This window comes from Pseudarthrobacter naphthalenicus (genome assembly GCF_029076445.1).
GTDB classification, from domain to species: Bacteria; Actinomycetota; Actinomycetes; order Actinomycetales; family Micrococcaceae; genus Arthrobacter; species Arthrobacter naphthalenicus.
Genome location: NZ_JARESG010000024.1, coordinates 37,368 through 52,039 on the forward strand (window position 1 = coordinate 37,368; position 14,672 = coordinate 52,039).

Consider the following 14,672-nt stretch of genomic DNA (forward strand, 5'->3'; position numbering starts at 1 on the left):
CGCCCGCCGGCTCAGCCCACATCGGGCAGGTGGTTGATCACCGGGGGACAAAGGGTTGAGCGGCCGGTCAACCTTTTGATTGATCCGCCCACCGTCTCCGGCGCCTAAGCTGGGGAAATGCCTGCCGCGGACCCACAGACCACCCCGTCGGGGGCCGCCGTCCTGCGGTTCCTGCGGGTGACCCTGCATGTCGGGTTTGCCGTGCTGTTGCTCGTCGCCATCCTGCGGCTGCATCTTGCGGCGGGACCGGCCGACGCCGGAAGCCCCGCGGGTGCGTGGCGCTATGTTTGGTCGGCGCTCGCCGTGGCCCTGGCCTGGACCTACCTGGCCGGCACGCTGCTGGAAAAGCGGTACGACGCCGGCCGGTCGGCGTTCAATCCCCACCCGTACGCTCTCCTGTGGCTGGGCCTGGTCACGGGCCTGTGGGGGATCCTCCTCGCCGGAAGTGCCGAATTCTCCTGGCTGGCCTTCCCGCTGTTCTTCCTGCACCTGCATGTGCTGCCCCGCCGCATCGCGCTGGTCACGATCGCCGTTATGACGGCGGCGGTGGTGGCTTCGCAGTGGACGGCCAGCGGACTGCCGCAGCCCACACTTCCCATGGTTTTGGGGCCGGTCCTGGGCGCCGGGTTTGCCGTCGTCACCGGCCTCGCCTACCGTGCGCTGTACCTTGAGGGGGAGGCACAGCGGCTGGCCGCCGAGGAACTGCGGCGCACCCGCGCCGAGCTGGCCAGGACCCAGCATGAGGCAGGGGTCGCGGCCGAGCGTGAACGCCTGGCCCGGGAAATCCACGACACCCTCGCGCAGGGCCTCTCCAGCATCGTCCTGGTGGCCCGCGCCGCGGAGAAGTCGCTGGCCGGCGGCGATTTTGCCACGGCTGCCGAACGGTTCGCGCTGGTCGGGCAGACGGCCGCCGAGAACCTCGCCGAGGCCCGCAGCTTTGTCCGCGGACTCTCGGCGCCCCGGCTCCAGGACTCGTCCCTGCCGGAAACCCTCAAAAGGTTGTGCGGCGAAACCGAAACGCTGGCGGCCGCCCGCGGCGAGGGGCTGCGCTGCCGGTTCGAGCTGGTGGGGAACGCCGCGGAACTGCCGCCGCAGTACAGCGTCACGCTGCTCCGGGCGGCCCAGGCCAGCCTCGCGAACGTGCGGCTGCACGCGAAGGCGCATACCGCCGTCGTCACCCTGGCGTTCCTCGGCGACGAAGTCACCCTGGACGTGTACGACGACGGAACGGGCTTCACGCCCGCCGCTGCGGGTCCCGGGGTGGCTGGCCGTGCGGACGGCAGCGGCTTTGGCCTGCACTCGTTGGGCGCCCGGGTGGCGGAACTGGGCGGTTCGCTGGAGGTCGAATCGGCGCCGGGGGAGGGAACGGTGGTTGCCGTACGGCTGCCGCTGACCGGCTCGCCCGGCCCGGCGGGGGAGCACAGCTGATGGGCGCCCTCCACCTTCTGCTCGTGGACGACCACCCCGTGGTCCGGGCGGGTCTGCGCGCCATGCTTACGGAATTCGAGGACTTCACTGTGGCCGCCGAGGCGGCGGACGGGGACGCCGCGCTGCGTGAACTCGCCAGGCTCCGGGTCTTGGGGGAGCGCGTGGATGTGGTGCTGATGGACCTGCAGATGGGCGCCGGAATGGACGGCGTCGCCGCCACGAGCGCCATCCGGAAGCTGGATTCCCCGCCGCCGGTCCTGATCCTTACCACCTACGACACCGAGGCGGACATCCTGGCCGCGGTGGAGGCGGGCGCCAGCGGCTACATGCTCAAGGACGCCCCGCCCGAGCAGATCCGCCAGGCGGTGCTGGCCGCGGCGGCCGGGCAGACAGCGTTGGCTCCGAAGGTGGCGGCGTTGCTGATGTCGCGGATCAGCAGCCCGGAAACGGCGCTGACGCCCCGGGAGGTCCAGTTGCTGGAACTGCTCGCCACGGGCCTGACCAACAGGGCCATCGCACGCCAGCTCTTCATTTCCGAAGCCACTGTTAAAACCCATCTGGTGCACATCTTCGGCAAGCTCGGCGTCGACAACCGCACCTCGGCCATTGCCCTGGCCACGCAGCGCCGGATCATCCGCGCGCCGGGGCAGTAACGCTCGTCCGCGGGATCAGCTGTTGTTTGCTTCCCGGAGTTCGGCCATGGCTTCGGCCACCAGTTGCGCCCGTTCGGCCCCCAGGATGGCCACGAAGTTGGCATGGACCAGTCCGGCGACGAAACAGGCCAGAGCGTTGGCGGTTTCGGTGCCCTCGACGGTCAGTTCGAGGTAGACAACCCGGCGGTCCTCCGCGCAGGGGCTGCGCTGGACCAGGGACCGCTTCGCCAGCCGGTCGGCGATCTTGGTGAAGCCGCCGTTGCTGAACTCCACTTCCCTGGCCAGTTTCGCCATGGGCATCCGGGCGCCGGGAGTGCGGACCAGCCGCAGGAGCGTCTCGGCTTCTGCCGGTTCCAGGCAGAAGGCGGACGAGACTTCCGCGTGCACCTTCTTGTTGGTGTTCTGGAAGCCCTCAATGACCAGCCCCCACTGCGAAATCACATCAAGGTCCCCGGTGGTCGGGGTGTGCTTCTGCGTGGCCGGCATGGAATCCCTTTCCACGCCCATAATACGCTCCACGTACTTGTCTTTCTGGTGAGATTTTGGGGCGGGACGGCCGCCAGGGCCTCCCGGTTTAAGAACGAAAGCCGGTGCTTTTCGGCGGGCGGTGGGCCCGCCGAAAGCACCGGCGCTCGGGGTTTGCGTACGTTATGCGGCGACGGATGCTTCGGCGCGCACGGCTTCGAGGGCCTTGGTCCACGGCACGAGCTGGTCCAGGACCGGAGCCAGGGTCTGTGCCTGCAGTTCGGTGGGCTTGAAGACGGAGAAGTTCTCGAAGTCGGTGAAGAGGGAGAACATGCCGGTCTTCTGCACGTGGGCGATCTGCAGCTCGGACAGGATGCCGCGCAGGTGCTCAACGGCGCGGACACCGAAGGCCGAGCCGTAGGACACAATGCCGGCTGCCTTGTTGGAGAACTCGGCGTTCAGGTAGGACAGGGCGTTGGCCAGGGCCGGGGCCACGGAGTGGTTGTACTCGGGGGTGATGAAAACGTAGCCGTCGAACTCGGCGATCTTGGCAGCCCAGGCAAGGGTGTGGGCGTTCTGGTAGTTCTGGTAGGCGGCCGGGTAGGCCTCGTCCAGCAGCGGCAGGTTGTAGTCGGCGATGTCGACGATCTCGAACTCAGCGTCGGTGCGCTGCTGTGCCTGCGCGAGAACCCACTCGGCTACGCCGACGTTGTTGCGGCCGGGACGGGTGCTGCCGGTGACAATGGCGATCTTAGTCATGAACTACTCCTCTGGTGGATCACTGAGCGGAAGAACATCCGCAACGCTTCAAGATTCAACAATATTCTAGAAAACTATTTTTGTAAATAGTGTTTCGGGTGGTCCCGGTCACTAGGCCGCTGGCCGAAGGTCGCCGGGCAGGCAGGAATGTCCGACGGCGGTGCCATACTGAGAGTTGCATCACGACGGATGTTTGGGGGAGCTTCGGAATGGTCCTAGATACGACAACACTCAGGATCGCGTTCGGCGTGATGGCCCTGGTGTTGGGGCTGCTTTTTTACTTTTCGTCCTACCGCGCCACGCGCTCCGCCTACAGCGGCTGGTGGTGCCTCGCCCTGGTGTTTTTCCTTGTAGGCGCGGCCGCCTTCCTGCTTAACGGCACCGGCCATCAGTGGTGGGCCAACATCCTGGGCAATGTCCTGCTGGTCCACGGGGGTGTTGCGGTCTGGGCCGGTGCGCGCTCACTGCGGGAGCTGCCACCGAAGCGGTGGCTCTTCACGGGGGTTCCGGTGGCCACCCTGGTGGCCACCGCCGTCGACCATCCCGGTACCAATGTCTGGGCGGGGGGCGCCGTCTTCCTCGCCTCAATGTGCCTCACGATGGGGCTGGCATCCCAGGAGCTCTGGCGGCTGGAACCGGGGTATTCCCGGGTCCGCGTTCCCATGGCCGGCGCGGCCGGGGTGTTGGCGGTTTTCTATTTTGGCCGCTTGGTCTTCTTCCTTGTTGACGGCCAGGACGGGCCGATTTTCACCACCTACTTCGGATCTGCGGTGACCACCATGGGCACCATGGTGCTGCTGGTGGTGGTGTCCTTCAGCATGGCCGGGCTGAGCACCGAGCAGCAGACCCGGGCCCTGCGCATGGTGGCGTCCCGCGATGACCTCACGGGGCTGCTCAACCGCAAAGCCTTCCTTGACCTGGCGGCCGGGCTGCTGAAGGACCGCGCGGTCACCCAGGGGACCGGTGCCCTGATCCTCGCGGACCTGGACCATTTCAAGGCGGTCAACGATACCCACGGTCATGCCGCCGGCGACCTCGCCCTGAAGGCTTTCGCCGGGGCCTGCCAGGAGACCGTCAGGTCCACGGACCTGGTGGGACGCTACGGCGGGGAGGAATTTGTCCTCCTGATTCCGGGCGGCTCCGCCCTCCGGGCCGAGCATATTGCGGAAGAAATCAGCCGTCGTCTCGCCCAGGTCCCCACCGCCGATGGGCTCGAAATGCCCACCGTCAGCTACGGCGTTGCCCTGTACGACGCCGGGACCTCCGATGTAGAGGACCTCATCGCAGCGGCGGATGAGGCGCTGTACACGGCCAAGTCACAGGGCCGGAATCAAACAGTCCACAGCGACCGCCGCATTTGAGGCGGTCTGGCTCTTATACTCGGGTCAGGCGCGAGGATACGGACCGCGATGATACGGACCGCGAGGGTAAGGACACACTGACGTGGACGAACGCATCGGAATTATCGGCGGGGGCATTGTGGGCATCGCCGTGGCGCGCTCGCTCCTGGAGCGCCACCTTGGGGACATCACCGTTTTCGAGAAGGAGACGCGCCTCGCCGCGCATCAGACCGGCCACAACTCCGGAGTTGTCCATGCAGGCCTGTACTACGCCGCGGGATCACTGAAGGCCCGGCTTTGCGTTTCCGGGCGCGCATCGCTCCGGGACTACTGCCTGGAGAAGAACCTGCCCTACCGGGAGGTGGGCAAGCTGGTGGTGGCGGTGGACGAATCGGAGCTGCCGGCGTTGGCCGGGATCGAGAAGCGGGCCAGGGCCAACGGGGTGCCGGACCTCAGCGGCATCAACGATGCCGGCCGGCTGCGCGAGATCGAACCACACGCGGCAGGCGTGGCGGCGGTGCACTCGCCGCACACCGCCGTCGTCGATTTCGCGGCCATTACCGAAGCGATGGCGCAGGACGTGAGGGCGGCCGGCGGCACCGTCCTGCTCGGGCAGGAGGTCGTGGGAATCGCGGTGGTCGGCGCCAAAGTGCGGGTCCGGACGGCGGTCTCCGAGCACGTCTTCGACCGGCTCATTGTCTGCGCCGGGTTGCAGTCCGACGTCGTGGCGCGCCTGCTGGGTGCCGATCCGGCACCGAAAATCCTGCCCTTCCGCGGCGAATACTGGTCCCTGAACCCGGAGCGGAACAGCCTGGTGAACGGGATGATCTACCCTGTCCCGGACCCGCGTTTCCCCTTCCTGGGCGTGCACTTCACCCGGGGCGTCTACGACGACGTCCATGTGGGGCCCAACGCTGTTCCCGCGCTGGCGCGTGAAGGCTACGGCTGGTCGTCGGTCTCAGCGAAGGACACCTGGGAATCGTTGCGGTGGCCCGGAGCCGGCGCCCTGGCCAAGAAGCACTGGCGGATGGGTGTGGAGGAGATCAGTGCCTCGCTGGTCAAGGCCATCTACTTCCACAAGGCCCGCCGCTTTATCCCCGAGCTGGAAATGTCGGACCTCACGGCCAAAACTGCATCCGGCGTGCGGGCGCAGGCGTGGGGCCGGGACGGCGCGCTGCTGGACGACTTTGCCGTGGAGCAGGTGGGGCCGGTGACGCTGCTGCGGAACGCCCCCTCGCCGGCGGCCACGTCCTGCATGGCCATCGCCGATCACCTGGTGGAGAACTACGTGCAGGTGCGTGCCTGAGCCGCTTATTGTCAGCAGGCCAACTCAGTTCAGCTTCCCTGCCAGCCGTTCCCGCATCCGGACGCTCGCTTCGTTCAGGCCGATCAGTTCCACCTCCCGGCCGTGCCGGCGGTATTTCTCCGTGACGGCATCCAGCACCGCGATGGTGGACGCGTCCCACAGGTGGGAGGCATGCAGGTCCACGATCACCCGGCTGATGTCCGGCCCGGCGTCGAGCGCGTACTCGAACTGGGTATAGAGATCGTTCGAGGAGGCAAAGAACAGTTCGCCGTCCACCGTGTAGGTGGCCACGTTTTCGCCGTTAAGTTCGACGACGGTCCGCTCCACCGTGGCGAAGTGCGCCACCCGCCGGGCGAAGAGGGCCATGGCCGCGAGCACGCCGGCCCCGACGCCGATGGCCAGGTTGTGCGTCACGGACACCACCGCGACGGTGATCAGCATGACGGCGGTCTCGGACCTGGGCATCCGGCCCAGCGTCCGCGGCGCGATCGAGTGCCAGTCGAACGTGATGGCCGAAACGAAAATCATCACAGCCACCAAAGCGGCCATGGGGATCAGGCCCACCACATCGCCCAGCGTCACCACCAGGACCAGCAGGAAGACGCCGGCCAGGAACGTGGACACCCGGCTCCGCGCGCCCGAGCCCTTGACGTTGATCATGGTCTGGCCGATCACGGCACAACCGCCCATGCCCCCGAAGAAGCCCGTCACAATGTTGGCCACGCCCTGGCCCCACGACTCACGGGTCTTGTTCGAACGGGTGTCCGTGATGTCGTCCACCAGCTTGGCGGTCATCAGCGATTCCAGCAGCCCCACGAGGGCCATCGAGAGCGAGAACGGCGCAATCACCTGGAACGTCTCCCACGTCAGGGGAACGTTGGGAATGAACAGCGACGGCAGGCTCTCCGGCAGCTGGCCCTTGTCATGGACGGTGGGTACGTCCACCCCGGCGAGGACGGCAAACAGGGTGAGCGCCACGATGGCCACCAAAGGTGAGGGCACCGCCGTCGTCATTCTGGGCAATCCCACCACAATGACCAATCCCACCGCCACAAGCGGATACACCATCCACGGGACGCCGATCAGCTCGGGGAGCTGGGCCATGAATACCAGGAGGGCCAGCGCGTTCACGAAGCCGACCATGACCGAGCGCGGAATGAAGCGCATCAGCCGGGTGACCCCCAGCACCGCCAGCAGGATCTGGAACACGCCCGCCAGGATCACGGCCGCGATGAGGTGGTCCAGGCCATGGCTGCGCATCAGCGGGGCGATCACCAGGGCCACCGCACCGGTGGCGGCGGAAATCATGGCCGGCCGGCCACCAACAAACGAGATGGTGACAGCCATGACGAAGGACGCAAACAGACCGATCCGCGGGTCCACGCCGGCAATCACCGAGAACGCGATGGCTTCCGGAATCAGGGCCAGTGCCACCACCAGCCCGGCGAGGGCCTCGGTCTTGAGCCGCCGCGGCGAACGTAATGTTGCGCGGACCGATTGGAGCTGCTGCGGGGTGCTGGTCCGGGCGTCCGGGACGCTCTGTACGGCCATTGCGGGTCCAATCGTGCTGGTGAAGCGCACACAGGCGGCTTCTGCCTTCGGGGAACGGTGAGGCGCGCGCCGCTTCGTTGAGATTGGGAGGAGCGCGCCCGCCCTTACCAGTCTGGGGCACGCCGCATCCCAACTGCTAAAATGGCGGGGTTGTAGACCGGCCTATAGCTGGTCCGGCCAGCGCCGTAACGTAAGTAGGGGACCACAGAGGACATGACGGCAGGCGGTTCGCACCTCAGCACTTCAGAGACTTTCCCAGGCCAGGCCAAAAACGCGCCGGCCGGGGAAGCGCTCCCGAAATCCGCTGCGCCCGCCACGCCCCCAGCCAAGCGCCGGGCCTACATTGCCATCTGGCAGGGGTTCTTTGGTGCCCTGATGATGTTCGTGGGGTCCATCGGCACAGGCTGGATCGCCAACGGCTCACCCATGATCCGCCAGCCCGTGGTCATCGCCCTGCGGACCGAAGGCTGGGGCGTCACCCTGTCCACAGTCCTTCTCACCGTGGGGGCCATGCTCCTGATGCGCTCCTGGCTGCGGCTCGGCCAGCGGCTGGGGGACTGGGGCGAGCACTCCCTGCGGTCGGTGGTGATCGCCATTTCCGCGTGGTCCTCCCCGCTTCTGCTTGCCGTACCGATTTTCTCGCGCGACGTCTACGCCTACACCGGCCAGGGGCGGCTGGTCATGGAGGGCCAAAACCCGTACCAAGTGGGCATCTCCACCCTCAGTAACTGGTTTTCCCTGGGCGCGGACCCCGCCTGGGCCGAGAACCGGACACCCTACGGGCCTTACTTCCTGTGGCTCGCCCGTGGTGTGGTGGGGCTGACCGGAGCGCAGCCTGACGTTTCCGTATTTTTGTTCCGGCTGCTCGCCGGGGCGGGCGTGGTCCTGTGCATCATCTACGTGCCCAAACTCGCGGAACTGCACGGCATCAACGGCGCGCGGGCGCTCTGGATCGCCGTGGCCAACCCGCTGTTCCTGATCAGCTTTGTGGCCAGCGCCCACAACGACGCCGTGATGGTGGGGCTCGCCGTCGCCGGTGTCTACTTCGCCGCGACGAAACATTACCTCACAGGCATACTTCTGGTCACGGCGTCCATCGGGATCAAGCCGATCACCGTCCTGCTGCTCCCGTTCATCGGGGTTATGTGGGCCGGGCCAGCCGCATCGTGGACCCGGAAGTTCCTGATCTGGGGCGCGACGGCGGGAATCAGCTTTGGTGTGCTGGCCCTCAGCGGGATTCCGTACAACCTTGGCCTGGGCTGGGTTTGGGCGATCATGGACCCCACTCCGGGGTACACCGGTTATTCGCCCTCCGGGTTCCTCGGCCAGCAGGTCGAGTTCCTCGCCAACGGGCTGGGGCTGCCGGGCGGGACGTTTGCAGACCTGCTGCGGACCGGCATGAAGTGGGCCGCGGTTGGCCTGGTCCTGCTGCTGATGTTCCGCGGTGATTACTCCCGGGCGGTGCGCCGGCTCGCCCTGGCGTTCACCGCCGTCGTGATGCTTTCACCCATCATCCAGCCCTGGTACATCCTCTGGTTCCTGCCGTTCCTTGCCGTCACCGGCATCCGCAACGACTGGCAGATCCGCAGCCTCTACGTGGGCGTGACGTTCTTCGTGGTGTTCGGCGCGCAGGACCAGCTCTCGGTCTGGTCCTTTGTGGAACTGCCCATCAACGCGTCCTCCCTGGCCTTTGTGACGGCGCTGCTGTTCACGTTCTACCTGCTGGTCCTGGACATCCACACCCGGAAGCTGCTGGTGGAGGGCAAGCCGCTGGACTGGGCCCGGCGGTCCTGGGGCTGGGTGCAGGAGCAGCGCGCCGCCAGGCGTTAAGGCCTTGTCCCGGGCGCTCCCGGGAGGCTCCACCCCCCCCGGGCCCGGGCGTCATCAACAGGGACGAAACCTGTACGGCGGCGGTAGACTTCGCAGGCATGAGGACACTCGCCGATGACCTTGAAGCACCTGATGATGTCCATACCCGGATTGTGGTGGCTGCCTACGGCTTGTTCTCCCGCCGGGGGATCCGCGATGTGGGGGTTGACGAGCTGATCCGGGCGTCGGGCGTCGCCAAGGCAACGTTCTACCGGCATTTCCCGTCGAAGGATGACCTGGTTCTGGCCTTTTTGAAGCGGCGCGACGAGCTGTGGATGATGGGGTCTGTTGTCCCGGAAGCCCGGCGCAGGGCAGCGAACCCCGAAGAGCAGCTACTCGCCATCTTCGACATTTACGATGAATGGTTCCAGGACGACGATTTCGAAGCATGTTCGTTCGTGAAAGTCCTGCTCGAAATGGGGGCCACCCACCCGCTGGGGAAGGCGAGCATCGAATACCTGGCGAGAATCCGCCACCAGGTACGGATCCTGGCCGATGAGGCAGGCCTGGCGGACTCCGAGGCGTTCGCACTCTCCTGGCACATCCTCATGAAGGGCTCCATCATTGCCGCTGCCGAGGGCGACAAGCTGGCTGCCCGCCGGGCGCGGAGGATGGCCGCCGGGCTGATTGCTGAGCACCGCCCGCCAAAACCTCCGCAGGCGTGAGATTCAGTGCAGGAGCCAGGACGCGTCCTGCGGCGGTTGCGGCTTTCGGCGGAGTTTATGGACCAGGGCAACGAACGGCCACGCCAGCAGCCGCAGGAAACCGGCACTGAGCAACAAAACGACCGTCAGAACAATCAGCGGCGAGTACAGCAGGAGAACACCAAATACAGCGGCAACGTACCCGGTAACCAATGCCAAAACTGCCCCGGGATCCATGGGAGCTCCTCTTAAATTTTCAAAAGACGTGTGCCGTGAAGCCAGCTGCACTGCTGGCAGCGGTACGGGAGAGGTAGGAGGCCCCACCCGTTACGGGAGGCTGGCCTTCGAAAGGCGTGCAGCCGCGGAAAACCCGATGTCGGTGGCGTTTGAGTAGCAGTTACGCATCACTCCGGAGCCCCGGGGGAGGTGCATACCCGGTCTTCACATGGTGGCCGCACGCTTCATAACGGTGTATCACAGCGTACTCGCCTGCGGGCACGCAATGAAGAAGCAGCCCGGGGCGGCCCGCTCAAAGCCCGCTCAGACGGCCCGCTCTGAGGGCCCGCTTAGGCGGGCCGCGCCTCAGGAATGGACGCCGGCTTCCGGCCTAGCTCCGCGGTCCGCTTCACGGACCACCACAGCAGCACCACCAGGAGCACGTTGCGGGTGGTGAGGATGGCAGCCATGACCGGGTGGGCGTGGATGAGCGGGGTGTAGAACAGCGGGTAAATCACGAATGTGGTTATGGCGATCCCCATCAGCAGGGCGGCCGGGACCTTCCATCGGTCCCAGTCATGTGTCAGACCGGCCACAATCACCGGGGCCAGCCAGATGATGAACTGCGGCGAACCCACCTTGTTGAAAACGATGAACGCCGTGACCATCATCAGGGCGCCCTCCATGAACAGCTCTTCCCGCTCCGCTCCGCGCTTCAGGGCCCGGACCAGCAGGATGGCCGCCACCACCGCGGCGACGATGAGTAGCGGCTGCATCAGGAACGCGGCCACCGATGCGCCGGGACCATACACCTCGGTGGAGTTGATGGCGGTGTTGTCCGCCATCCTGGAGCCAGCAATGTGGAAGACGCTCAGCCACACCCAGGGCGTGGAGAAGGTGGCCTCCAGCTGCATGCCCCGCTCGCCCTGGTTGGTGAGGAAGTCCAGGATGTGCGGCAGCCCGCCGGAAAGGTAGGTGCCCAGGCCCACCACGGCGGTCACGGCGACCCCGGAGGCCAGAACCTGGATCCGCCGCCGGCTGGCAATCACAATCGGCACCAGGACCGCTGCCGGCCACACTTTGATCCAGGTGGCCACGCTCAGCAGGACGCCCGCCACAACGGGCCGTTCAGCCGCATAGAGCAGGGCGATCAGCACAATGGGGGCGGTGATGCCCTCCACCCGGGCGAAGCTGAGGTACCCCATAAAGACTGTAAAAAACAGCCACCACCAAGCCGGGGCAATGCCGCGCACTTTCCGCGGCCCGCGGGTCAGGTACACAAGACCGACGGCGTTGAGGGCTGTAATGATCAGGAACCAGCAGAGCAGGTAGAGGCCGGGCCCGGCGATGTTCGCGAGGAAGATCGGGATCTGCGCCAACACGGGATATACCCAGGGGCTGATCTTTCCGTCCAGGCTGTCCGGGTTGTAGCCGTCCATGGCCCACTGGCGGTACTGCTCGGTGTCGCTGAAGGTATCGCCGTTCAGGAAGAACGATGCCATCCAGCCCAGGAAGTACAGGTGGATGACCGCGAAGCCCCACCAGACACTGGAGGGACGGGCGAACCAGTCCACCACGCGGGCGGGCAGGACGGTGCTGCGGACGCTGACCAGCCGGTCGAAGAACCTCGTGGAAATCTCAGGACTCCTTGAGCGCGGGAACGGACGCGGGAGTCTTCTTGCCCAACGAGTACAGCCGCCGGACGGACCACAGGAACAGGACCACCAGGAAGACGTTGCGGATGGTCAGCACGGCGGCCATCAGCGGGTTGTTGTGGCTCAGGGCGTCGTAGAACAGCGGGTAGATGAAGAATGTGGCCACGGCGATGGCAATCAGCATGGCCGCGGGAACCCGCCACTCGCGCCAGCTGTGCGCCAGCCCCACTGCCACGGCCGGGGCCAGCCAGACCATGAACTGGGGCGACCCCACCTTGTTGAAGACCACAAAGGCGGTGGTCAGGGTGAGTGCCCCGGCGAGGAGCAGTTCGGTCCGGTCCACGGCGTCGGCGTGGTTGCCGTTGAGCTTGCCGTTGTGCAGGGCCCAGAAGGTCAGGCCGGCCACCAGCAGCGCCGCCAGGATCAGCAGCGGCTGCATCAGGACGGACATCACGGCCGTGCCGGGACCGTCCACCTGCATGGAGTTGATGTCCGTGTTCATGTACATCCGGGAGTCCCCGATGTTGAGCACGGACAGCCACAGCCACGGGGTGGTGAAGGTCGCCTCAAGCTGCATGCCGCGGTCACCCTGCTGGGTCAGGAAGTTCAGGAGCTTGGGCACACTGCCCACCGCGGCTGCCAGTGCCACCACCACGGCGGAGGTGGCGACGCCGGCCAGCACCACCACGAGGCGGTTTTTCACGACGGCGAAGAGGGCAAGCATCACTGCGGCTGGCCAGACCTTCACCCAGGTCGCGGCAGCGAGGATGACAGAAGCGATGAACGGCCGGCCCACGCCGTAGGCCAGGGCCACCAGCACGATCGGTGCGGTGAGGCCGTCCACGCGGGCGAAGCCCAGCCAGCCCATCAGCAGTGTGAAGATCAGCCACCACCAGCCGGCGGGGATGGCGTCCTGGTTGCGGCCACGGTCGGTGAGTTTGGCCAGGCCCCACCCGTTGAGGAGCGTGGTCATCAGCACCCACAGGAAGAAGAACGGCCCGGGTCCGGCCAGCCCCGCGATGGCCATGGGGATCAAGGCCAGGATGGGGTATACCCAGGGGCTGGGGCCGCCGGTGAGGTTCGCTTCGTTAAAGCCGGCCGCTGCCCAGTCCCGGTAGATGAAGGTATCGCTGAATGCCTCGCCGCGGAGGGACAGCATGGCGCCGAAGATCAGGAATCCGAGATGCACCAGGATGAAGCCGGTGAGCAGGCCCCGGGAAGTGTTCAGCCAGGACCGCACGGCCGTGGGCAGGATGACGTTGCGGACCCGGGTGAGCGAGGCGAAGAATGCGTCCGTGGAAATGGCGGAATCCTTGTCAGAGAGGGGCAGAACGGGTGCCGGATCGTGCCGCGGGGCGGGAACCGGAAGCATCGGGGGTCCGCTTATAACAGCCGCCCCTACCAGTCAAGGGTAATTGACTGCCCGTGCTGCCCAGTAATCCTGCAGCACCGCACGCGCTTCTTTTCACGGCCTGAAAAGGTTACGTGGCCTTGGCGTGGCGGTAGCGCTCAATCTGTTTGAGCCGCCGCAGGAGGCTGTCGCGCCGCGGGTGCGGGACGACGTCGTGCGCTTCTGCCGTGAGGTCAATGTGTTTGGTGCCGTACTGCCAGAGCAGGAGGTCATCCAGCAGCCGGTCCGGGCCGGGGGAGTAGCGGTGGTCCAGGGCCTTGCGGACCTCGGTGATCCGCTGGGCGCTGAGCAGCCCGGCGAGCTGGACCGTCTGGTTCAGGCCGTGGGCCGCCATCAGTTCCGCAGCCCAGCCCCAGTCATCGTCCACTTTGCGGTCCACATGGGGCAGCAGCGTCCGCCAGACGTCGCGGATGCGGTTGGGGGTCAGCGGCGCCGCCCCCTCGCCATCCATGTCCCAGTAGCTGCGGACCTCCTCGTACCGCTCGTGGAGGTCGGCGAAGGCGCTCTCCACGGTCTCCAGCATGGCTGCGGTGGCGGTGAACTGGCGGTCGAAATGCGGCGTCCAGGCGCGCGGGTCCTCGGCTTTGAAGCGGATGTCGTGCTCGATCTCGCTCCAGGCGTGCGCGAAGACCGTGCGGATCTGGCACTCGAAGAAGTAGCTGCCGTTGGGCGGGACATCCGGATTGAAGACCTGCTGGTACTCCTTGACGGCCTCGTTCTGGATGGTGCGCAGGATGAGGTGGCGGCTGGAGTAGCCGTAGGTGCCGGACTCGATGGAGCCGATGTCCTTCTCCCGGTCCCCGCGGCAGTCAAACACCTGGCGCTGGCGCTTGATGATGTTGGCCGCCACCGCGTTCTCGGCGGGCAGCTTGGTGATGATGCGGACGCCCACCATGTCATTGAGGGTGCGGAACGGGTCCGGGAACTTCAGCACTACGGGGCCGCCGGGTTCCAGCGGTTCCTCGATCCGGGAGATTTTTTCGCGGAATGATTCCACCGTTTTGGTGCGCCCGGTGACAAACAGCGGCGTGACCTCGCTGTCCTTCAACATGTCCCGCAGGATGACCAGCACGTCATGGGTGACCAGCTTCAGGGCAGGCCGGACACGTTCGTAGATCTCCACGTTCTCCTGCACGGATTCGCGGAGGCTGACGTCCAGGCTGTCCCAGTTACTCGGCATACCCCCAGCTTACGGCGACGGTGTGACACGCCCCTCCCACCAGGACCCTCTCTCACTTAATGCGGGAACGCAGATTGTCAAGCTGTGTGGAGTCATTGGGTTTGTTGTGTGGGTGTTTTTGTTGCGGGAAGGTTGATTCCGGCGTGGCTGGCGGGGGCTGGTGTGATGGGGCGCTGGTGGAATCGTTCGGGGTTC

At 66.2% G+C, this 14,672-nt stretch carries 13 protein-coding genes; 6 read left to right on the forward strand and 7 right to left on the reverse strand.

The genetic code is table 11. The features are described from left to right. Positions 1 to 117 precede the first annotated feature (117 nt). A complete protein-coding gene (locus tag PY310_RS18415) occupies positions 118 to 1,428 on the forward strand; it encodes a sensor histidine kinase (RefSeq protein ID WP_275215933.1) in 1,311 nt (436 codons plus the stop codon). Continuing rightward, complete coding sequence (locus PY310_RS18420) at positions 1,428 to 2,081, forward strand: response regulator (protein WP_275215934.1); 654 nt, start codon at positions 1,428 to 1,430, stop codon at positions 2,079 to 2,081. Before PY310_RS18415 ends, PY310_RS18420 begins: the two co-directional genes overlap by 1 nt. 15 nt (positions 2,082 to 2,096) lie before the next feature. Here PY310_RS18420 and PY310_RS18425 read toward each other — a convergent pair whose 3' ends face one another. After that, the gene (locus PY310_RS18425) at positions 2,097 to 2,600 is read right to left on the reverse strand and encodes a MarR family winged helix-turn-helix transcriptional regulator (RefSeq protein ID WP_275215935.1); all 504 of its coding nucleotides are present in this window, start codon (positions 2,598 to 2,600) and stop codon (positions 2,097 to 2,099) included. Between the two features lie 129 nt (positions 2,601 to 2,729). Further along, positions 2,730 to 3,305: an NADPH-dependent FMN reductase gene (locus tag PY310_RS18430; protein WP_275215936.1), complete on the reverse strand. Its 576-nt coding sequence runs from the start codon at positions 3,303 to 3,305 to the stop codon at positions 2,730 to 2,732. A 209-nt stretch (positions 3,306 to 3,514) separates the two neighbouring features. On the opposite strand from PY310_RS18430, the gene PY310_RS18435 reads away from it, so the two are divergent. Next, entirely contained in the window at positions 3,515 to 4,666 is a 1,152-nt protein-coding gene (locus PY310_RS18435; RefSeq protein WP_275215937.1) for a GGDEF domain-containing protein, read from the forward strand. Between the two features lie 82 nt (positions 4,667 to 4,748). Further along, entirely contained in the window at positions 4,749 to 5,951 is a 1,203-nt protein-coding gene (gene lhgO, locus PY310_RS18440) for an L-2-hydroxyglutarate oxidase (RefSeq protein WP_275215939.1), read from the forward strand. Positions 5,952 to 5,975: 24 nt separating this feature from the next. On the opposite strand, the gene PY310_RS18445 is transcribed toward lhgO, so the two are convergent. Beyond that, a complete protein-coding gene (locus tag PY310_RS18445; protein WP_275215941.1) occupies positions 5,976 to 7,502 on the reverse strand; it encodes a SulP family inorganic anion transporter in 1,527 nt (508 codons plus the stop codon). Between the two features lie 213 nt (positions 7,503 to 7,715). On the opposite strand from PY310_RS18445, the gene mptB reads away from it, so the two are divergent. Further along, positions 7,716 to 9,332 (forward strand): polyprenol phosphomannose-dependent alpha 1,6 mannosyltransferase MptB, encoded by a 1,617-nt coding sequence (gene mptB / locus PY310_RS18450; protein ID WP_275215943.1) that lies wholly within the window; start codon positions 7,716 to 7,718, stop codon positions 9,330 to 9,332. Between the two features lie 98 nt (positions 9,333 to 9,430). Beyond that, positions 9,431 to 10,036 (forward strand): TetR/AcrR family transcriptional regulator, encoded by a 606-nt coding sequence (locus tag PY310_RS18455; RefSeq protein ID WP_275215944.1) that lies wholly within the window; start codon positions 9,431 to 9,433, stop codon positions 10,034 to 10,036. Positions 10,037 to 10,039: 3 nt separating this feature from the next. On the opposite strand, the gene PY310_RS18460 is transcribed toward PY310_RS18455, so the two are convergent. The 4 genes from PY310_RS18460 to PY310_RS18475 all read right to left on the reverse strand — a co-directional run bounded on the left by PY310_RS18460 (position 10,040) and on the right by PY310_RS18475 (position 14,477). After that, positions 10,040 to 10,252 (reverse strand): hypothetical protein, encoded by a 213-nt coding sequence (locus PY310_RS18460; protein WP_275215947.1) that lies wholly within the window; start codon positions 10,250 to 10,252, stop codon positions 10,040 to 10,042. A 329-nt stretch (positions 10,253 to 10,581) separates the two neighbouring features. Then, on the reverse strand, positions 10,582 to 11,808 hold the full coding sequence (locus PY310_RS18465; RefSeq protein ID WP_275215948.1) for a glycosyltransferase 87 family protein: 1,227 nt from the start codon (positions 11,806 to 11,808) through the stop codon (positions 10,582 to 10,584). 61 nt (positions 11,809 to 11,869) lie between these two features. Continuing rightward, a complete protein-coding gene (locus PY310_RS18470) occupies positions 11,870 to 13,189 on the reverse strand; it encodes a glycosyltransferase family 87 protein (RefSeq protein WP_275215951.1) in 1,320 nt (439 codons plus the stop codon). A gap of 178 nt (positions 13,190 to 13,367) precedes the next feature. Further along, complete coding sequence (locus tag PY310_RS18475) at positions 13,368 to 14,477, reverse strand: GTP pyrophosphokinase (protein WP_275215950.1); 1,110 nt, start codon at positions 14,475 to 14,477, stop codon at positions 13,368 to 13,370. Positions 14,478 to 14,672 lie beyond the last annotated feature (195 nt).